This window comes from Streptomyces sp. NPDC060049, assembly GCF_042736715.1.
Lineage (GTDB): Bacteria > Actinomycetota > Actinomycetes > Streptomycetales > Streptomycetaceae > Streptomyces.
Map to the genome: position 1 here is coordinate 81,186 of NZ_JBHWVV010000020.1, position 19,170 is coordinate 100,355.

Sequence of the window (19,170 nt, forward strand, 5' to 3'; positions counted from 1 at the left end):
GCGAAGCAGCTCCGGAATGATGTTTCTTCGCTCGCATCTTCGGGACGGGGGTCGTGTGCCCGCATCAGTGCAGCCCTATTTTTTTCTCAGTTATGCGCATACACCAAGGTTCGGGGCGGGAGGACCCGATCCGGACATGTGGGTGGAGCGGCTCTTCCGCGACCTCTGCAGCCACGTCATGGCGCTGACGAACCTTCCCGCGGGAGCCGAAGCCGGCTTCATGGACCGGGAGATACGCAGCGGCGAGGGCTGGTCGGAAAGGCTCGGCGCGGCGCTCGCCACCTGCCGGGTCTTCGTACCCCTGTTCTCGCCACGGTACTTCGCCAGCGAGATGTGCGGAAAGGAGTGGTTCGCCTTCGCGCAGCGCGCCATCCAGCACGAGGCGCTCAGCAACCAGCCGGCCGAGGCCATCGTGCCCGCTTTATGGGTGCCGGTCCCGCCCTCCCAACTACCGCTCCCGGCTGAGAGGTTGCAGTTCAACCACAACACCTTCGGCGAGCGGTACGTCACCGACGGGCTGTACGGCCTGATCAAACTGCGCGGATACGCCGAGCAGTACGAGAGCGCCGTCTACGAACTCGCCAAGCGCATCGTGCGCGTCGCCGAGACCGTCCGGCTCGATCCGATCCGCCCGTTGGACTACCGCCTGGTGCCGAGCGCCTTCGGCTCCCCGAGCAGCACCGCGCGCACCCTGCACGTCACCGTGGCCGCCGCGTCCCGGCACGATCTGCCGGAGGGCCGCAGCCCCGAGTACTACGGGGACAGCGCGCTGGAGTGGAACCCGTACCACCCGGTGTCGCAGCGGCCCATCGCCTACGTGGCCGAGGACCTGGTCAGGAACCTCAACTACCAGACGAGCGTGGGGTCGTTCGACGACGAGGCCGGGCACTTCGACTCGAAACAGCCGCCGACCCGGCCCGAGATCCTGATCGTCGACCGGTGGGCGGTGGAGGACGAGCAGCGCCGCCAGCGCCTCGCCGCCTTCGACCTGGAGTCACGCCCGTGGATCAACGTGGTCGTGCCGTGGAACCGCTACGACCACCAGAGCCGCGCGAAGGAGAGCGAGTTGGCCCACCGGCTCGAAGAGACGATGCCCGTCAAGATGAGCCAGGGCCGGGCCGCCTGCCGGGCCGCCGCCAACGGCGTGGCCAACATGGAGACGCTCGGCCAGATCCTGCCGCAGGTGGTGGAGGCGGCCGCCCAGCAGTTCCTCAGGCACGCACAGGTCTACCCGCCCGCCGGCAGTCCCACCGGGGGCGCCGAACGGCCCCGGCTGCTCGGGCCGATGGGGATGAACGGACCGCCGGCCACCCCGCGGCCGCCCTTTCCGCCGAACGCGGGCGCCACGGCGGGCACGACAGGCACGGCGGGCACGGAAGGCACGGCCGACGGAGCCGGAGCGGCCTCGGGGCCCGACGACAGCGACGACAACGACCGGGGGGACGCGGATGACAGCGAGTCGTGACAGCCAGAACAGCCGTGACGGACAGCGCGAGGGGCGCATCGTCACCTTCTACTCGTACAAGGGCGGCACGGGCCGCACGATGGCGCTGGCCAACACCGCCTGGATCCTCGCCGCCAACGGCAAGCGGGTCCTCGCCGTGGACTGGGACCTGGAGGCCCCCGGTCTGCACCGTTTCTTCCACCCCTTCCTGGACCCCTCCACCCTCGGTGCCACCACCGGGGTGATCGACCTGATCAGCGAGTACGCGTGGGCGGCCACCAGCCCGGTGCAGCGCCCCGACGACTGGCACAAGGACTACGCGCGGATCCAGCCGCACGCCGTCTCGCTCACCCCCGAGACCCTCGGCTGGGAGTTCCCCGACGGCGGCACGCTCGACTTCGTCTCGGCGGGCCGGCAGAACCGCGAGTACTCGGCAACGGTCTCCACCTTCGACTGGGACAACTTCTACGACCGCCTCGGCGGCGGGCTCTTCTTCGACGCCTTACGGGCCGACATGAAGCGCAACTACGACTACGTCCTGATCGACAGCCGCACCGGACTCTCCGACATAGCCGACATCTGCACCGTCCACCTCCCCGACGTCCTGGTCGACTGCTTCACCCTCTCCGACCAGTCCATCGACGGCGCCGCCTCCGTGGCCCGGCAGATCGACGAACGCTTCAACGACCGCGGCATCAAGATCTACCCGGTCCCGATGCGCATCGACGAGGGCGAGAAGGAGAAGGCCGACGCCGGCCGCGCGCTGGCCCGCATCAAGTTCGACCGCTTCCCCAACGGCCTGATCGGGGACGAACTCACCTCCTACTGGGGCGCGGTGGAAATCCCCTACCGCCCCTACTACGCCTACGAGGAGACCCTGGCGACCTTCGGGGACGAGGCCGGGCTCACCAACTCCCTGCTCTCCGCCTTCGAACGGCTCACCGCCGTGGTCACCGAGGGCGAGATCGTCTCCATGCCGGCCATCGCCGAAGAGGTCCGGATGCGGATCCGGGACGCCTTCACGCGCCGCCGCCCGGCCCTGCCCGCCGACCTCTTCCTCTCCTACGTCGCCGAGAACCGCATGTGGGCCGACTGGATCGAATCGGTGCTCACCCGGGCCGGCTTCCGGGTCGTGCCCAAGGACGTCTCCGCTGAACGGGCCCCGGCCTCCTCGTCGTCCGGGGACACCATCGGCGGGGCGGGCATCAGCGTCGACACCGCCGCCCGGACCGTGGTGCTGCTCTCCAGTGCCTACCTCAAGTCGGCCCGGGCCGTGGACGTGTGGAACCGGGCCGCCTCCGAGGACCCGACCGGGGGCCGGCGCCAGCTGGTGCCGCTGAGGGTGGGCGACGTACGGCTCGCCACGCCCTACATCGACCGGAACCCGGTCGACCTCTTCCGCCTCGACGAGGTCCACGCGACCACCGCGCTGCTGCGGGCGGTGGAGCGGCCGATGGCCCTGCCCGACAGCGTGGCCAGCGCCTCGGCGCCCGGCCCCCGCTTCCCCGGGACCGTTCCCAAGATCTGGAACGCGCCGCCCCGCAATCCCGGTTTCACCGGCCGCTCCATCGTGCTGGAGCGGATGCGCGACCAGCTCGGCGGTGGCATGGCCGTCGTGCTGCCCCAGCCGCAGACCCTGTTCGGGCTCGGCGGCGTCGGCAAGACGCAGGTGGCGCTGGAGTACGTCCACCGCTTCATGGCCGACTACGACCTGGTGTGGTGGATCTCCGCGGAACAGACCGACGACGTGGTCGCGGCCCTCGCGGAACTGGCCGTACGCCTGGGCGCGCAGACCGGCGAGGACATGTCGGCCGCCTCCCAGGAGGCGATCGACCTGCTGCGGCGCGGCGTGCCCACCTCGCGCTGGCTGCTGGTCTTCGACAACGCCGACGACCCCGAGACCCTCAAGCGGTTCTTCCCGCCGGGCGGCCCGGGGCACGTGCTCGTCACCTCCCGCAACCAGTCCTGGTCCCAGTACGGGGACGCCCTGCCGGTGGACGTGTTCCTGCGCGAGGAGTCCATCGAGCACCTCCAGCGCCGGGCCCCGGGCCTCAGCAAGGAGGACGCCGAGCAAGTGGCCGTCGCGGTCGGCGACCTGCCGCTGGCCGTCGAGCAGGCGGGCGCGTGGATCGCGGAGACCGCGACGCCGGTGTCCGCGTACCTGGAACAGCTGGCGGAGCAGGCCGCCCGCGTGCTGGGGCTGAACCAGCCCCCCGGCTACCCCGAGCCGGTGGCCGCCACCTGGAACGTGTCCATCGAACGGCTCCAGTCGCGCTCCCCCGCCGCCGTCCGGCTGCTGCAGCTGTGCGCCTTCTTCGCGCCGGAGCCGATATCGGCGAACCTGCTCTACAGCAAGGCCATGATCAACGCGCTGAAGCCGTACGACTCCTCGCTCCAGGAGAAGCTGATGCTGGGCCGGGTGATCCGGGAGATCGGCCGGTTCGCCATGGCCAAGGTCGACCAGGTCGGCAACAGCATCCAGGTCCACCGCCTGGTCCAGGCCGTGATCCGGGCCCAGCTGACCGAGGAGGAGCAGCGCGAGGCCCGGCACGCCGTGCACCAGATCCTGGCGGGTGCCCGGCCCGACGACGACGAGCCAATAGACAACCCCGAGACCTGGCCGCGGTTCAACACCATCTGGCCGCACCTGACCCCCTCGGAGGCCCGCTTCTGCAAGGAGCCGGAGACCCGCCGGCTGCTGATCGACCGCGTGCGCTACCTCTGGAAGCGCGGAGACTTCAAGGCGGCCTACGCGCTGGGCGAGGAGCTGCGCGAGACCTGGCGGGAGACCCTGGGCGGCGACGACCTGCAGTACCTCTACCTGCGCTTCCACCTCTCCAACATCCTGCGCTCGCAGGGCCGGTTCGTGGAGGCGAAGGAGCTGGGCGAGGTCACGCTGGAACGGCAGCGGACGGTACTGGGACCCTCGCACCCGCACACCTACATGACCACCAGTGGTCTGGCGATGGACCTGGGTGCGCTCGGCCAGTACGGCGAGGCGATGGAGCTGGCGACGAACGCGCACGAGGGCTTCAGCCAGATATTCCACGAAGCACACCCCCGCACCCTGGCCGCCGCGAACAACCTGGCCCTGAACCTGCGCATGGTCGGCCAGTACGCGCGCGCCAGGGAGATCGACCAGGAGGTCTTCGACCGGCGCACCGAAGTACTGGGCGCGGACCACCCGTACACCCTGTCCTCGGCCCAGAACCTGGCCCGCGACCTGCGCGAGGTCGGCCGCTACGACGACTCGGTGCAGCTGCTGAGCCGGACGTACGACATCTACAAGCGGACGCTGGGCCGGGCCTTCCCGGGCACCCTGTCCGCGGCGAAGAACCTGGCGGTGTCGCTGCGCCGGGCGGGCGAGGTGGACGACGCGCTGCGGCTGACGACGGCGACCCGCAACCGCTACCGGGCCAAGTACACCTCGGTCAACCCCGACCTCCTCGCCTGCGAACTCAACCTGGCCTCCGACCTGTTCGCGACGGGAGACCCGGGCGCCGCACGGAGCCTGGCCCAGGAGGTGGTGGAGGAGTTCATGAAGGTGCCGGGCGAGCGGCACCCGTACACCCTGGCCGCGGTCAACAACCTCGCGGTGTTCCACTGGGGCACGGGGGCGGCGGATACCGCGGAGCCGATGCTCCGCCAGACGATCCAGCACATGCGCGTGGTGCTCGGGGACAACCACCCGCACACCATCTTCGCCAACCTCAACCTGGCCAACGCCCGAGCCGACCTGGGAGATCCGGAGGGCGCCCTGGAGCTGGAGCGGATCTCGGTGATGCGGCTGCGCGAGGCGCTGGGCGTACACCACCCGGAGACCCTGGCGAGCTCCTCCAACATGGCGGTCAGCCTGGACATGATGGGGCGCAAGGAAGAGGCCAACCGGGTACGGACCGAGGCGGTGGCCGAGCTCACCCGGCTGCTGGGGGAGGACCACGGCCTGACCCGGTACGCGCGTGACGAGCGGCGGGTCCACCGAGACCTGGAGCCGCTGGCGGTGTGATTCCGAGGGGGCGGCTCCCGCGGGAGCCGCCCCCGAACCGATATCAGACTGGGGGGTTCGCTGTGAGTGACAGCATGACCTTTCGCAACGAGGACCTGCCTGCCCTCTTCCACCACACCGACCAGGCCGCGATATCCCGGCAGCGGGAGTCCACCCAGGCCACCCGAGCCCAGCTGGTGCTGCTCGTCGCGGCGGCCGCGGCGGCCGCGCTGTCCGAGGGGCCTCGGCTCGGGTCGCTGTACCTGTTCGGGCTGCTGAGCACCTTGTCCTACGCCGGGGTGCTGGCGGTGGGCGTACGGGCGACCCGGCGCCGGGCCCGCCCGCAGTGGCAGCTCAACCGCAGCGCGGCCGAGTTCATCAAGTCGCTGGCCTGGCGGTACGCCGTCCACGGAGCGCCCTTCGGCAGTGACGTCCCCGGGCCCGAGGCCACGTACCGCACCCGGCTGGAGGCGGGTCTCGACGAGCTGCGCAAGATGGGCTGGGAGGATCCGCGGGCGGCGGGGCTGGTGCCGCAGGGCGGGGAGATCACCGGCGCGATGCACCGGCTGCGGGGCCTCGACTACCAGGTCCGCAGGGAGACCTACGTGCGCGACCGGCTGATCGAACAGCGCAACTGGTACCAGCGCAAGACGGAGGTGTCGCGACGGGCGACGGCGCTGTGGTCGTGGTCGATCGTGCTGCTGACGTGCCTGGCGCTGCTGTTCGCGCTGATCGGGGCGTTCGGTTCGGGTCCGGGGCCGAAACTGACCGGGCTGCTGAGCGCGGCGGCGGCGGCCGGGATCGCCTGGAACGAGGTACGGCGCCACCACCCGCTGATCGAGGCGCACACACTGATCGAGCAGGACCTCTCCGCGATGATGGTCGTGATGCAGACCACCATCACCGAGTCCCAGTGGCCGTCCTCCGTCTACGAGACCGAGCGCTACGTCTCCCCGCAGCACACGGACTGGCTGGCCCGGCACAGCAGTTGAGTCCTCGCCGTACGCGCGCGGCCCGGGTCGCCGGGCCGCGCGCACGCTCCCGGGGCGTGCTGCGTGCTCGGTCCCGGGGCGTGCTCAGTCCCGGACCACGCCCTCGCGCCAGATCACGGTGACCGGCTTCCCGAGCGCCCGGGCGTAGGCGACGATCTCCGCGGTGCCGCCGTGCCCGCGGGCCGGCAGCCCGTCCCAGACGGCCACGAGGCGGTCGCAGGTGTCCGCGATGTAGGTGCCGGCCGCGTAGTAGGCCTCGTCGGTGGAGCGGGGGAAGTCCATCCGGACCTCCTGGGTGGCCCGTCGCTTGAGCCCGCGGTAGCGGTCCAGGGCCTCGGCTCCCTCGAAGCCCTCCTCGTAGTCCCCGCTGGGGATGACCACGGTGAGGTCCGCGCCGCATTCCAGCGCGATGGCGGCGAACATCTGGTCGGCGCCGTCGGCGAGGCTGGAGAACGCCTCCAGCGGGCCCTCGTGGCCCCTCAGCACGGCCCGCAGGCCCTCCTCGACGTGGTCGAGCGCCTCGTCCGGAATCGAGCGGTGTCCCGTCACGCCGATTCGCTTCATGTGGAAACCTGCCTCCCCCGTAGGCACGTACGCCCTGGACATCCTCCCAGAAGGCGGGAGGACGTCCAGGGGTGCGGCGGGGGCGCATGGGTCTAGTAGACGCTGACCCCGTACGCGTTGAGCGCTTCGACGACCGGCTGGAAGAACGTGGTGCCGCCCGAGGAGCAGTTGCCGCTGCCGCCCGAGGTGAGGCCCACCGCACGGGTGCCGGAGTAGAGCGGGCCGCCGCTGTCGCCGGGCTCGGCGCAGACGTTGGTCCTGATCATCCCGTAGACGATGTCGCCGCCGCCGTAGTTGACGGTGGCGTTGAGGCCGGTCACCGAGCCGCTGTGGATGCCGGTGGTGGAGCCGCGCCGCTTCACGGCCAGGCCGACGGTGGCGTTGACGGCACTGGTGATGTCCTGGCTCCCGACGGTGCCGGGGGGCACCGGGGAGTTGCTCGCGTACTTGATCAGGCCGTAGTCGTTGGTCGGGAAGCTGGAGCCGACCGTGGACCCGATGACGGTGGTGTGCGAGGAGTTGCTCCACCAGGTGCCCGCGCCGTCGGTGCAGTGACCGGCGGTCAGGATGTAGTACGTGCTGCCGCTGCGCACGTTGAAGCCGAGCGAGCAGCGCCAGCTGGACGCGTAGATGGCGTCCCCGCCGGAGAGCAGCTTGGTCAGCTTGCCGGGGGTCCGCTCGATGCGCAGCGCGGCCGCGTCCGCTCCTGCCTCGCGGCGGATCCTCGCGATGTCCGAGGCCGAGACGGTGGAGTCCGCGGTGACCACGAGGGTCCCGGTGGCGGGGTCGGTGTGCCAGGCGGTGCCGGCCACGTCGGCGCGCAGCACCGAGGCTCCGACCGAGGCGAGCCGGTCGGCGCTGAGGCCGCTGTCCGCGTGCGCGGTGATGGGGGCCGCGAGGGTGGCGACGGCCGCCATGCCGGTGGCCGCGGCGAAGAGCTTGGAGCGGATGATGCGGGTGATCCTCACTTGTCGTCCTCCGAGGGGATCGGGGGCCCGGCCGTAGTGGGGTGCCGGAGCCCGTGGAGGGCTGCCCGGAGCACGACGGCGCAAGGCCTTTCGTCGTGCCCCTGACAAGCCCCGAGAGACGCTGTCGGGAGTGTGCTGGCCTCACATGGCGTGGGCAAGGGCGCCTTTCAGCCGCCTCTCACCCGCCGCGAGTTCGAAGGGCAGGGTGTTCCCGGGCGGCGGGAACGGGCAGACGAAGTGGTCCGCGAAGGCGCAGGGCGGCAGCTGGACCCGGTTGAGGTCCACGGCGATCGAGCCGTCGGCCGCAGGGGTTCCGGGCCTCAGGAAACGGAAGCGGTAACTGGACCGGCCCCCCGTCGCATCACCGATGACGGCCCAGAGACCGCCGTCCTCCGCGTCCACGGAGACCTGGAGGGCGTGGCGGGCGCCCCCGAAATCGAAGCTGAGCTCGCCTCCGAGCCCCAGCCCTCGCGAACGTCCGTCGGCGTTCTCCACCTGGACGGTCCGCTCCTCGCCGTAGGAGCGGAAGTGCCCCGGCACGGCGTAGGCCGGGTCGTACGGCGTGGCCTCGATCCCGGTGAAGGCCGCGCGGCCCGGGGCGGCGGGGTCGAAGACGCGTACCGCCCAGTCCCCTTCGCGCCGGAGCACGACCAGGCGTACGTCGCCGGCGGCGACCCGGGAGTGCGAGGGCGGGGCATCGTCGGCGGCGAGAACCGCGCCACCGTCGAGGGGCTCGCCGTCCAGGCGGATCCCGTCCTGCGGGGCCGCGGTCAGGGCCACCCCTCCGCCGGTGACGAGCCAGCGGCCCGGAACGGCCGGAATTCGACCTTCCGGGTAGTCGGCGAGCCAGTGGGTGCCGGTCAGCGAGAGGGGCCCGTAGGGGGCGGACACCGTGGCCACCCGGTGCTCGTGCCACCGCTTCCAGGCGGTGGCCGGATCGTCCGCGTCGTCTGCGTCAGCGCTCATGCCGCTCAACCCTTCCACGCCGGACCCGCCGGAAACCGCGAGGTACGCCGTCCGGGCCTGCGCGGAGCCGCGGTGGAGCCTCGGCGGAGTCCCGGCGGAGTGCGGTGGAGTCCCGGCGGGGCGCGGTGGAGTCTCGGCGGAGCCGCGGTCGAGGCGCGGTACCGGCGGAATGGAGGCGGGGGCGAGCCGAGCCGAAAGTCCCTCAGCAGCCGTCGCAGGGACAGCAGCAGCAGTCGCCGCACCCGCAGTCGCAGCCTCCGCAGTCACAGTTTCCGCAGTCGCAGTTGTCGCACCACGCCTCCTTCTTCTCGCGGGACCACGGGCCCTCGTGTTCCGTGCAGCACAGCTGGCAGGTGCAGAACAGTCCTATGGCCACGGCGCAGCCGGCCAGCAGCCCGCGGCGCGGCTTCTGCGGGGGCGGCGGCGGGCCGAAGCCGACCGGGGGCGGGCCGAAGCCGCCCTGCCCGACGGAGTCCGTCACGGTGTGGGCACAGCCCGCGGTCCCGAAGGCCCGGTCCACCGAGGTGCGCAGCTCGTGCACGAGCAGCCGGTGGGCCAGGCCGGCGTCGGTGAACTCCGCCTCGCGCAGTGCCAGCCGGATGCCGTGGAGCGCGTCGTCGCAGAGCCTGCGCGCTTCGGCGAGGGAGGTTCCGGTGGCGGTCAGCGGGTTCCAGGCACCCTCCGCCGCGTCGCGGGCCTGGTCCTCGACGGCGTCCAGCAGGTGCGCGAGCCGGCCGAAGTAGCGGCCCGCCTCCGCGAGCGCGGGGGCGTTGCCTGGCTTGGCGGCGAGGATCGCGGTATGGGCGAAGGCGGCGGCCGTCGCGGTCTCGGTCGGTTCGGTCACCACGAGCACCGGCGTGCCGATGCCGGCCAGGGTCTCGATGCCCGCCTGCCGGTCCACGGCGTCGACGAGCACGCCCGTGTCGAAGCCGAGGGAGGCCCCGGTGCGGGCGCCGGCCCGGTCCCAGCCCCGGGCCACCCGGCGCGCGGCGAGGGCGATCGGGGCGCGGGCCAACAGCCCGTCCCGGTCGGCCACGTGGTCCCGGACCTTCGCGGAGGCCAGTACGAGCGAGACGGCGGCGGCGAGCCTGGCCCCCTCGCCCTGGGCCACCGTCGCCGTGCGCATCCCGCGCAGGGGACAGGGTCCGGCGGTGCGCCGGCCGCTCGCGGCGGGCCCGGACTGAGCATCCGTCAGGACGGAGACGAGGAGCCCGTCGTAGTTGGTGACGATCCTCGCGAACTGGCCGTGGTCACCCCGAAGTGCCAGGCACAGCCCGCACAGATGGGCCGTCCACTCCGCCTTGAACCGCTCCCCCAGCCGGTGCGTGCAGGGCCTGACGATGCCGAACATGATGATCCCCCGGTGTGTCATACGCGTGCTCGACGGGCATCGTAGCGAGCACGGAGCTTCACCCGTACGTCCCCCTCGGTCACCCGCACGGCGGCACTCGTCGTATTTTCACTCAGTCAGCAGCGGCAGCCGCCAGGATCCTTGACCGTGCAACGGATGTTCTGCACCAGTACCGTCACGAAACCCCTGCGCGGCGACTATCCACTTGGCGCGTTGTCAGCATCATGGACGACGATAGGGACGCGGAAGAGAAGACAGACTGACCGCGATGAAAGGAGGCGTCCATGGGTTCGGTGCGCAAGGCGAGTGCCTGGCTGGGTCTCGTAGAGGACAGCGACGACGAGCGTTACTACGACGACGACTACGCGGAGGCCCCGCAGGGGGGTTCGGTGGTCGGCCCCGGCGAGCAGTGGGTCACGGACCCGCGCGTCAAGGTGGCGTCGGAGTCCGCCGTCGAGCAGGGCCGCCGCATCGCGACGGTCACGCCGGACGGTTTCCGTGACGCCCGCGGCATCGGCGAGCTGTTCCGTGACGGCGTCCCGGTCATCGTGAACCTGTCGTCGATGGACCCGGGCGACGCGAAGCGTGTGGTCGACTTCGCGGCCGGTCTGACCTTCGGCCTGCGCGGTTCGATCGAGCGGGTGGCGACCAGGGTCTTCCTGCTGACCCCGGCCGACACCCAGATCGTGAGCGGCGAGTCCGGCGGCCGCTCACGCGACTTCTTCAACCAGAGCTGAGCGAGGCCCTCACCGGCCGCCTCCGGTTCCCCCGGTCCTCCCTGGCCTAACGGAAGGCGTCGAGCCCGGTGAGCGCCTTGCCCAGCACCAGCTGGTGCATCTCGACGGTGCCCTCGTAGGTGAGGACCGATTCGAGGTTGGTGGCGTGCCGCATCACGGGGTACTCGAGCGAGATCCCGTTGGCACCGAGGATCGTCCGCGCGGTGCGACAGATCTCGATGGCCTCGCGGACGTTGTTGAGCTTGCCGAAACTGATCTGCTCCGGGCGCAGGGTGCCCGCGTCCATGCGCCGGCCGAGGTGGTGGGCGAGCAGGATCCCCTTGTGGAGCTCCAGCGCCATGTCGGCGAGCTTGGCCTGGGTGAGCTGGAACCCGCCGATCGGCCGCCCGAACTGCTCGCGCGTCTTCGCGTAGTCCAGTGCCGCCTCGAAGCTGGCACGGGCCGCGCCCATGGATCCCCAGACGATCCCGTACCGCGCGTGGCTGAGGCAGCCGAGCGGCCCCTTGAGGCCCCTGACGCCCGGGAGCACCGCGTCGGCGGGCAGCCGTACGTCGTCCATGACCAGCTCGCTGGTGACCGAGGCGCGCAGGGACCACTTGTGCTTGATCTCGGGCGCGGAGAAGCCGGCGCTGTCCGTGGGTACGGCGAACCCGCGGATCCCCTCGTCGGTCTGCGCCCACACCACGGCCACCGACGCGACGCTTCCGTTGGTGATCCACATCTTGCGCCCGTTGAGCACCCAGTCGGTGCCGTCGCGCTTCGCGTACGTACGCATCGCGCCCGGGTCGGAGCCGACGTCCGGCTCGGTCAGTCCGAAGCAGCCGATGAGCTCGCCCGCGGCCATGCCGGGCAGCCAGCGCTGCTTCTGCTCCTCGGAGCCGTACTTCCAGATCGCGTACATCGCGAGCGACCCCTGCACGGAGACCAGTGAGCGGATCCCCGAGTCGGCGGCTTCCAGTTCCAGGCAGGCGAGCCCGTACTGGACGGCGCTCGCGCCGGCGCAGCCGTATCCCTGGAGCGACATCCCGAGGGCTCCGAGCGCTCCGAGCTCTTTGGCGAGCTCGCGGATGTCGGGCAGCTCGCCGTTCTCGTACCACTCGGCGATGTGCGGCAGTACGCGGTCGGCGGCCCAGTCGCGGACGGTGTCGCGGATCGCGAGGTCCTCGGGCGTGAGGAGCTCGTCGAGCCCGAGCGGATCGGTGGGAACGAAGGACACGGAGCGCCTCCTGGCAGGCCGGACGGTGGAACCTAGCGCTGCAAGTTTGTCCGTGCCCCGGCCCCGGGTCCACCCCCGGCTTTCCCCGGCCGGGCCGGCGGGCCGGCGTCGGGTCCGGTGTCAGGCCGGGTGGCCGACCGCCGGATCACGGCCGGGCTCGGCCGCGGACTGCGCCGGGATCCGCGCGCCCGGGGTCGGCCCGGCCCCCGTCTGCGCGGGCACGCGTACCGGCCCGGCCTCGGGCCCGCTCCCGGGCTCCGCGCACTCCATGGCCCGCGGCAGCCTCAGGGCCATCGCCGCCCCCGCGAACAGCAGGACCGCGCTCACCAGCAGCGTCACGTGCAGACCGTGCACGAAGGAGTGCCGGGCCGCCGCGTAGAGCGAGTCCCCCGCGGGGCCGCCGAGGCGCGCCGCGATCTGGTAGGCCTCGCCCAGCGAGTGCGCGGCGCCCGCCGATTCGGCGGCGCTCACGCCCGGCACCCGGGCCAGGCCGGGCGCGTAGGCCGCGTTCATCACGCTGCCGAGCAGCGCGATGCCCATGCCCGCGCCCAGCTGGTAGGAGGTCTCGCCTATCGAGGCCGCGCCGCCCGCGGTGGCCGCCGGCGCCTCGCTCAGCATCGACTCGTAGGCCGCGAACAGCGTGGTCTGCAGCCCGAAGCCGAGCAGGACGAAGCCCACCGTCAGGAGCACCGGCCGGTCGTGCTGGCCCATGAGGGTCAGCAGCAGCACGGCGAAGGCGGTGAGCACGAAGCCCAGCGACACCATCCGCCGGGGCCCGGTCCGGGCCAGCGTGTACGAGCCGGTGGCGCCCGCCGCCATCGCGGCGAAGGTGAGCGGCAGCAGCCGCAGCCCGGTCTCCAGCGGGCTCAGGTTCAGCACCAGCTGCAGGTACTGGACGGCGATCAGCTCCAGCCCGACCAGCGCCAGCATCGCCAGGACGATGCAGCCCACCGACGTGGTGAAGGCCGGCCGGGAGAACATCCGCATGTCGATCAGCGGGTGCGCGCGCCGCTTCTGCCGGCGGACGAACAGCACCAGCAGGGCCGCCGCGACCAGCAGCGGGATCAGCGCTCCGGGGTCGGCGAGCTGGCGTTCCGCGCCGATCCGCTTGACGCCGAGGACCGCGCCGAGCACTCCGCCGGCGGCCATGAGCGCGCCGAGCACGTCCCACGGACCGTCGCAGGACCCCTTGGACTCGGGCAGGATCCACCGGCCGAGCGGCAGGATGAGGATCATCAGCGGGATGTTGATGAGGAAGACCGAGCCCCACCAGAAGTGCTGGACCAGGAAGCCGCCGAGGACCGGTCCGCCGGCCGCGCCGATGGCGGCGACGGCGGTCCAGATGCCGATGGCGAGGGCCCGTTCGCGCCGGTCGGGGAAGACCTGGCGCAGGATCGACAGGGTGGCCGGCATGATCATCGCGCCGCCGACGCCGAGCAGGGCCCGGGCGCCGATGAGGACCTGCGCGCTGTCGGCCAGGGCGGCCACGGCCGAGGCCGCGCCGAAGAGCCCGTAGCCGAGGAGCAGGACGCGGCGCCGGCCTACGCGGTCACCGAGGGTGCCGAAGAGGATCAGGAGGGCGGCGCACACGAGCGGGTAGGCGTCGACGATCCACAGCAGTTCCATCGGGCCGGGCCGCAGGTCTTCGGTGACGGAGGGGACGGCGACGTGCAGGATCGTCGCGTCGAGCGCGACGAGCACCAGGCTCACGCACAGGACGGCCAGGACGGCCCAGCGGTTGGCCCCGCCGGAGGCCGCGCCGAGTCGCCGCAGTCGCTGCCAGGGGGAAGGGTTCCTGTCGCCGGCCACGTTCGTCCCCGACATGCATGTACCTCCCAGGTGGTCCCTCGCACTCGGCGGACCGGCGTCTTCGAGCCACGAGAGGGGTCGGTGGCGTCCTGCGGGGTCCGGCGTCGACATGCGAGTGAAGGGTCAGCGTACGCGAGTTCGGCTGTCCGACACGTGGTCAAGCTCTCATCCCGGCGCGGGCTCCGCTGTGGTGTGCGCCACTCGTTTCACGCCACCCCTCCCTTCCCCGCGGGTGCGCACGCGCGCCCGCCCGCACGCGTACACCCGCGGCCCCGCCCGTCGGCCTTCGCCCGGCGTGCCCGCTCGGGCGCTGTCCCGCCGTCGATAATCATGCCCGTGAAAGATCTTGGATTGCGCCGGGCCGCGCCCGCCCTGGCCGTCTTCGCCGCGGTACGGCTCTTCGGGCTGGCCGTGCTCGCGGTGTGGGGTGCGGTGGCCGACAGCAGCGCGCACACGCTGTTGTCGGCGCGCTGGGACTCCCTCTGGTATGCCCGCGTCGCCGCCGAGGGGTACGGGTACGAGGTCGCTCTCCCGAACGGCGACGTCCACTCCAACCTGGCCTTCTTCCCCCTGCTGCCCTGGCTGGAACGGCTGGTCTCGGCCGTCACCGGCCTCGGCCACGGGTCGGCGGGCCTGGTGGTGTCGGCGCTCGCCGGCCTCGCCGCGGCCTGGGGGATCTTCGCGGTCGCCGACCTGCTCCACGGCCGCCGGGCGGGGGTGCTCGCCGTCGCGCTCTGGGCCGCCCTGCCCGTCGCGATCGTGCAGTCGATGGCGTACAGCGAGTCCCTGTTCACCGCGCTCGCCGTCTGGAGCCTGTACGGGGTCCTGCGCGGGCACTGGCCGATCGCGGGCCTGCTCGCGGCCGGGGCGGGGCTGACCCGCCCGGTCGGAGCGGCGGTCGTGGCCGCGGTGTGGGTGGCCGCCGCCCTGGCGGTCCGGCGCGGGGAGCGATCCTGGCGGATGGCCGCGGGAGTCCTGCTGGCCCCGCTCGGCGCGGCGGGCTACGCGTTGTGGGTCGGCGCCCGCACCGGCGGCGGCCCGGCCGGCTACCTGGACGTCCAGGCCGGCTGGGGCAACGGCTTCGACGGCGGCTGGGCCTTCGCGCGGTTCATCGGGGCGCGGCTGGCCTCGCCGGCGTTCCCGGCCGGGATCGGGCTGATCGCGGGGGTCGCGCTGGTGCTCTGGCTGTACGCGCTCTGCGTACGCCGGCGCCAGCCCGTGCCCCTGCTGGTGTACTGCGGGATCGTGGTGGCGCTGGCCCTGTGCGCGTCGGGGTACTTCGGCTCCAAGCCCCGGCTGCTGCTGCCCGCCTTCCCCCTGCTGTTCCCGCCGGCGGTGGCGCTGGCCGGGTGGCGGACGGGCCGGGCGGCCGCGGTGGCGGCGGCGCTGGCCGTGGTCTCGGCGGTGTACGGGGCCTTCTGGCTGAACGGCTCGGGTCCTCCGTAGGCGCCCGCGCAGGCCGAGATCACGGAAGGGATCGTTCCGATCCATCTTTGAGCAAAGGAATTGACTGACCGCCATAAACCCCGGGTGAGCACGCGGGGAAATGGTAGGACCAAGGGACCGAAACGGCTCCAACCAATGGCCGAATAATGGGAATTAAGGCCCGCGTGAGACCAACTCCACATCACATGGTCATCACAAAGCCCGCGATTCGCCCGGGGTGCCCTTCGGCGCGCGGTAACGTCGATTGAGTGCGTACCGACCAAATCCTGCCCAGACTGGAGCGGGTGTTCGCCCGGCTGGACCGGGAACCAGAGCGACCGGCTCATCTGCAAACACCGCGGATGAGCCGGCACCGCGTCGTGCTCCTCGGAGCGACCCTCGGCTTCTACCTCGCGATCGTCGTGGCGGTCCTGACCACCTCCTGGCTCGTCCGCCTGGACTGGCAGGTCATGTTCTTCCGGCCCTACGAGCAGTGGCCGCAACTGCACGCCTTCCTCGACTACCTCGTCGTCCTGGGCCAGCGCGGACCCACCGCGGTGATGGTCGCCGCATGGCTGGGCTGGCGCTCCTGGCGCCAGCACACCCTGCGCCCGCTGATCACCCTCGGCGTGGCACTGCTGCTGCTCAACGTCACCGTCGGCGCCGTGAAGCTCGGCCTCGGGCGCCTCGGCCCCCACTACGCGACGCAGATCGGCTCCGCCGAACTCTTCGCGGGCGGCGATATATTTCCTTCCGGCCACACCGCCAACGCCGTCGTGACCTGGGGAATCCTGGCCTACTTGGCCTCGACCGTGGTCACCCGGCGCGTGCTGTCCGTGGTCTCCGCCGTGGTCTCGCTGAGCGTCGGCGCCACCACCGTGTACCTCGGCACCCATTGGGTCAGCGACGTCCTGCTCGGCTGGTCCGCCGGTCTGCTCGTACTGCTGGCCCTGCCGTGGTGCGAGCCGCTCATCGCCCAGGTCGAGGCCTACGTGTTCGAGCTCCGCGCGCGGCTGCGCTCCCTCGTGGAGGCCGGGCAGGTGCCCGAGCCCCTCACCGGCGTGCTCGTCCCGCTGCTCTCCGCCGGCGGCAAGTGGCGGCTCCAGCGCGCCGCCGAGCCGGCCGCGGGTCCCGCCGAGGCGCAGGAGCCCGCCGCGCCGGCCCCGCCGGCGGCTCCCTCCCCGGCGGCCGCACACCACCCGGCGGCCCGCCCCGCCCTCCACGTCACCACCCGCCCGCACCTGATCCGGTCCGAGCGGACCCCGGCCACCCCGGCCGGCAGCCGCCGCCCGGCCCACGCCGAGCGCGCGCCCTCGCGCGGCGCGGCGGCCCGTCCGGCCACCGGCGGCTGACCCGGACGGTACGCACACCCTCCGCGTTCACGGCGGGCCCCGGTCGACGACCGGGGCCCGCCTTCGTCGTCCCGCGGCCGCCGCGGGTCCGCGCCGTCAGCGGCGCGCCCTGGGATTCCTCCGTACCGGGTCACGCTTGTGTCACGAGTCATCTACAGTCGTTCCGCCCGCGAGTTCGGCGGCGCATTCCTTTTCCGGCCCGCGGCGCGCCCGGGGGGAATTCTTTTTCGAATTCCCCCCGAACTCTGCGGAATTCTGTTCCGACCCTGCGCCCGACCCCCTCCGCTTCCTTACATCTTCTTCACTTCCGGGGCCCCTTCGCGAGGTTCCAGGGACCTGCCGAGGAGATCTCGCGCGGCTCTGATCCGGTCCCTCAGCTCGACCGGCTCGACGACTTCGAACTCACACCCGATCAGCATGATGTGAATCACCAGGACATCGAGGTTTACCGCCCCCGTCCGCAGGAGACAGCTCTCGTCGTCGAGGGGCTCCAAGGCCCCGCCGGCCGGCCCGACGATCCGCGCGGCCTCGGCCGCCGGCACCCGGAGCCGGACCACGGCCCGGGCCGCGTACACCCGCCGCCCGATGCCCTCGGACACGTACGCGGCGAGGTCCTCGGCGGGCGCCGGGCGCGGGGTGAAACGCGGGCCGTGCGGGGGCCTGGGCTCGATCCGGTCGGCCCGGAAGGTCCGCCAGTCCCCCCGGTCGAGGTCCCAGGCCACGAGGTACCAGCGACGCTCTGTGCACACCAGCCGGTGCGGCTCGACGGTGCGGCGGGAGACGGCGCCCCCGTGGTCCCGGTACTCGAAGCGCAGCCGCTCGGCGTCACGGCAGGCGCCTGCCAGCTCGGTCAGCACGCCCGGGTCGACCGTGGCAGCCCCCGGCCCCCTCAGCAGCGGCACCGTGAACCGGTTCAGCGCGGACACCCGCCCGCGCAGCCGGGACGGCAGTACCTGCTCCAGCTTGGCCAGCGCCCGTACGGAGGCTTCCCCGATCCCCTCGACGCCGTTTCCGGCGGCGGTGCGCAGCCCGACGGCCACGGCGACCGCCTCGTCGTCGTCGAGCAGCAGCGGCGGCAGTTCGGCCCCGGCCCCCAACTGGTAGCCGCCCCCGGTCCCCGGGCTGGCGTTGACGGGGTAGCCGAGCTCCCTCAGCCGGTCCACGTCGCGCCGCACGGTCCGCGGTGTCACGCCGAGCCGCTCGGCCAGGTCGGGCCCGGTCCATTCCCGATGGGCCTGCAACAGCGACAACAGGCGCAGCAGCCGCGCGGAGGTCTCAAGCATCCCCGCAGTCTGCCGGTAGGGGGCGGGGCCCCGCACCGGCTCCCGCGCCCGGACCGTCCGTCAGATCAGCGCGTCGGGTCCGGGACCGCGGGCGGGGCGGCCGCGGGTGCGGACGGGGTCGGGGCGGGGGTGGACGGGGTCGGGACGGACGAGGTCGGGGCGGGGACGGACGAGGTCGGGGTCGGGACGGACGAGGTCGGGGCGGGGACGGACGGGGTCGGGACGGACGGGGTCGGGGTCGGGACCGAGGAGGTCGGGGCGGGGACGGACGGGGTCGGGACGGACGGGGTCGGGGTCGGGACCGAGGAGGTCGGGGCGGGGACGGACGGAGCCGGGGCCGCCACGGAGGGCGTCGCAACGGGGGTTGGCCCGGCCGGTAGCGGCTCCGGTACCGGCGCGGGGGCGGGGACCGGGGGCGGCAGGGCCAGGAGGGTCCCGACCTCCAGGGCCTCCGGCCGCGCGCCGATCACCGTCCGGTTCGCCGCGTACAGCGCCTGCCAGCCCCCCGCCACCCGGTGCCTGCGCGCGATCTCGACCAAGGTGTCCCCGGCGCGCACCGCGTGCGCGCGCCCCGCCAGCCCGTACCGCGTCGCGCACACCGGCCAGGCCTCCCAGCCCTGGCTGCCCAACACGTCCTCCGCCACCCTGATCTGCTGCTCCCGCGTGGCAAGGTCCGCCCTCGGCGCGAAGAGCAGGCCGCCGTGCTCCTCCCACGTCGGCTGCCAGAACTGCAGTCCCCCGTAGAACCCGTTGCCCGTGTTCACCGCCCACCGGCCACCGCTCTCGCAGTCGGCCACGCAGTCCCACGGCCACGTCCCCCCGGGCCCGCAGTCCGCCGCCCGCCCGGCCGCGCCCGGCCGGGGAGGGGGCGGCGCGACGGCCGCGGCCGCCCCGGTCCCGGCCGTCACCGCCGCCAGTACGAGCAGCAGCGCCGCCGCGCCCACACCACCCGGAACCCCGAAGTTGCGCATCGCGTCACGCTACGCAGCCCCCGTAGCGGCCTTCGTCCCAACACACCGCGCCGCGCGGCCGCCCACCCGCTCGGCCCACCGGCCAAACGGCCAGCATCCGCCACCAA

At 72.6% G+C, this 19,170-nt stretch carries 14 protein-coding genes; 6 read left to right on the forward strand and 8 right to left on the reverse strand.

What is annotated here, in order from left to right:
* Nucleotides 1-19 precede the first annotated feature (19 nt).
* The 3 genes from ACFWBY_RS30515 (at nucleotide 20) to ACFWBY_RS30525 (ending at nucleotide 6,421) form a co-directional block, all read left to right on the forward strand.
* Nucleotides 20-1,465 carry a TIR-like protein FxsC gene (locus tag ACFWBY_RS30515; RefSeq protein ID WP_385335472.1) on the forward strand — a complete coding sequence of 482 codons (1,446 nt, stop codon included), beginning with the start codon at nucleotides 20-22 and terminating at the stop codon, nucleotides 1,463-1,465.
* Complete coding sequence (fxsT, locus tag ACFWBY_RS30520; RefSeq protein WP_385335334.1) at nucleotides 1,449-5,450, forward strand: FxSxx-COOH system tetratricopeptide repeat protein; 4,002 nt, start codon at nucleotides 1,449-1,451, stop codon at nucleotides 5,448-5,450. Before ACFWBY_RS30515 ends, fxsT begins: the two co-directional genes overlap by 17 nt.
* Before the next feature lie 74 nt (nucleotides 5,451-5,524).
* The gene (locus ACFWBY_RS30525; RefSeq protein ID WP_385335332.1) at nucleotides 5,525-6,421 is read left to right on the forward strand and encodes a DUF4231 domain-containing protein; all 897 of its coding nucleotides are present in this window, start codon (nucleotides 5,525-5,527) and stop codon (nucleotides 6,419-6,421) included.
* Nucleotides 6,422-6,505: 84 nt separating this feature from the next.
* Here ACFWBY_RS30525 and ACFWBY_RS30530 read toward each other — a convergent pair whose 3' ends face one another.
* The 4 genes from ACFWBY_RS30530 to ACFWBY_RS30545 all read right to left on the reverse strand — a co-directional run bounded on the left by ACFWBY_RS30530 (nucleotide 6,506) and on the right by ACFWBY_RS30545 (nucleotide 10,270).
* The gene (locus ACFWBY_RS30530; protein WP_385335330.1) at nucleotides 6,506-6,985 is read right to left on the reverse strand and encodes a hypothetical protein; all 480 of its coding nucleotides are present in this window, start codon (nucleotides 6,983-6,985) and stop codon (nucleotides 6,506-6,508) included.
* Nucleotides 6,986-7,077: 92 nt separating this feature from the next.
* Entirely contained in the window at nucleotides 7,078-7,902 is an 825-nt protein-coding gene (locus ACFWBY_RS30535; protein WP_385335470.1) for a S1 family peptidase, read from the reverse strand.
* Nucleotides 7,903-8,094: 192 nt separating this feature from the next.
* Nucleotides 8,095-8,919, reverse strand: a complete 825-nt coding sequence (locus ACFWBY_RS30540; RefSeq protein WP_385335328.1) for a DUF1684 domain-containing protein — start codon at nucleotides 8,917-8,919, stop codon at nucleotides 8,095-8,097.
* Between the two features lie 202 nt (nucleotides 8,920-9,121).
* The gene (locus tag ACFWBY_RS30545; RefSeq protein ID WP_385335326.1) at nucleotides 9,122-10,270 is read right to left on the reverse strand and encodes a DUF5685 family protein; all 1,149 of its coding nucleotides are present in this window, start codon (nucleotides 10,268-10,270) and stop codon (nucleotides 9,122-9,124) included.
* Between the two features lie 284 nt (nucleotides 10,271-10,554).
* Here ACFWBY_RS30545 and ACFWBY_RS30550 point away from each other — a divergent pair, with 284 nt between their 5' ends.
* Nucleotides 10,555-11,007: a cell division protein SepF gene (locus ACFWBY_RS30550; RefSeq protein ID WP_214947996.1), complete on the forward strand. Its 453-nt coding sequence runs from the start codon at nucleotides 10,555-10,557 to the stop codon at nucleotides 11,005-11,007.
* A 46-nt stretch (nucleotides 11,008-11,053) separates the two neighbouring features.
* Here the strand turns inward: ACFWBY_RS30550 and ACFWBY_RS30555 are convergent, their stop codons facing one another.
* The gene (locus tag ACFWBY_RS30555) at nucleotides 11,054-12,223 is read right to left on the reverse strand and encodes an acyl-CoA dehydrogenase family protein (RefSeq protein WP_385335323.1); all 1,170 of its coding nucleotides are present in this window, start codon (nucleotides 12,221-12,223) and stop codon (nucleotides 11,054-11,056) included.
* A gap of 120 nt (nucleotides 12,224-12,343) precedes the next feature.
* A complete protein-coding gene (locus ACFWBY_RS30560) occupies nucleotides 12,344-14,047 on the reverse strand; it encodes an MFS transporter (protein WP_385335321.1) in 1,704 nt (567 codons plus the stop codon).
* 315 nt (nucleotides 14,048-14,362) lie between these two features.
* Here ACFWBY_RS30560 and ACFWBY_RS30565 point away from each other — a divergent pair, with 315 nt between their 5' ends.
* Together ACFWBY_RS30565 and ACFWBY_RS30570 are read left to right on the forward strand one after the other, a co-directional pair.
* Complete coding sequence (locus ACFWBY_RS30565) at nucleotides 14,363-15,478, forward strand: glycosyltransferase family 39 protein (RefSeq protein WP_385335319.1); 1,116 nt, start codon at nucleotides 14,363-14,365, stop codon at nucleotides 15,476-15,478.
* 248 nt (nucleotides 15,479-15,726) lie between these two features.
* Nucleotides 15,727-16,809, forward strand: coding sequence for a phosphatase PAP2 family protein (locus ACFWBY_RS30570; protein ID WP_385409726.1), 1,083 nt, complete (start codon nucleotides 15,727-15,729; stop codon nucleotides 16,807-16,809).
* A gap of 290 nt (nucleotides 16,810-17,099) precedes the next feature.
* Here the strand turns inward: ACFWBY_RS30570 and ACFWBY_RS30575 are convergent, their stop codons facing one another.
* Nucleotides 17,100-18,092, reverse strand: a complete 993-nt coding sequence (locus tag ACFWBY_RS30575) for a helix-turn-helix transcriptional regulator (RefSeq protein ID WP_385345177.1) — start codon at nucleotides 18,090-18,092, stop codon at nucleotides 17,100-17,102.
* 65 nt (nucleotides 18,093-18,157) lie between these two features.
* Entirely contained in the window at nucleotides 18,158-19,063 is a 906-nt protein-coding gene (locus tag ACFWBY_RS30580) for a transglycosylase family protein (RefSeq protein ID WP_385345174.1), read from the reverse strand.
* Between the last annotated feature and the right edge of the window lie 107 nt (nucleotides 19,064-19,170).

Bases quoted from the DNA above. Each gene is read 5' to 3' on its own strand.
- fxsT (WP_385335334.1), top strand. From the start codon at position 1,449: ATGACAGCGAGTCGTGACAGCCAGAACAGCCGTGACGGACAGCGCGAG.
- ACFWBY_RS30580 (WP_385345174.1), bottom strand. From the start codon at position 19,063: ATGCGCAACTTCGGGGTTCCGGGTGGTGTGGGCGCGGCGGCGCTGCTG.
- ACFWBY_RS30550 (WP_214947996.1), top strand. From the start codon at position 10,555: ATGGGTTCGGTGCGCAAGGCGAGTGCCTGGCTGGGTCTCGTAGAGGAC.
- ACFWBY_RS30530 (WP_385335330.1), bottom strand. From the start codon at position 6,985: ATGAAGCGAATCGGCGTGACGGGACACCGCTCGATTCCGGACGAGGCG.
- ACFWBY_RS30560 (WP_385335321.1), bottom strand. From the start codon at position 14,047: ATGTCGGGGACGAACGTGGCCGGCGACAGGAACCCTTCCCCCTGGCAG.
- ACFWBY_RS30540 (WP_385335328.1), bottom strand. From the start codon at position 8,919: ATGAGCGCTGACGCAGACGACGCGGACGATCCGGCCACCGCCTGGAAG.
- ACFWBY_RS30545 (WP_385335326.1), bottom strand. From the start codon at position 10,270: ATGTTCGGCATCGTCAGGCCCTGCACGCACCGGCTGGGGGAGCGGTTC.
- ACFWBY_RS30565 (WP_385335319.1), top strand. From the start codon at position 14,363: ATGCCCGTGAAAGATCTTGGATTGCGCCGGGCCGCGCCCGCCCTGGCC.
- ACFWBY_RS30535 (WP_385335470.1), bottom strand. From the start codon at position 7,902: ATGGCGGCCGTCGCCACCCTCGCGGCCCCCATCACCGCGCACGCGGAC.
- ACFWBY_RS30575 (WP_385345177.1), bottom strand. From the start codon at position 18,092: ATGCTTGAGACCTCCGCGCGGCTGCTGCGCCTGTTGTCGCTGTTGCAG.
- ACFWBY_RS30525 (WP_385335332.1), top strand. From the start codon at position 5,525: ATGACCTTTCGCAACGAGGACCTGCCTGCCCTCTTCCACCACACCGAC.
- ACFWBY_RS30515 (WP_385335472.1), top strand. From the start codon at position 20: ATGTTTCTTCGCTCGCATCTTCGGGACGGGGGTCGTGTGCCCGCATCA.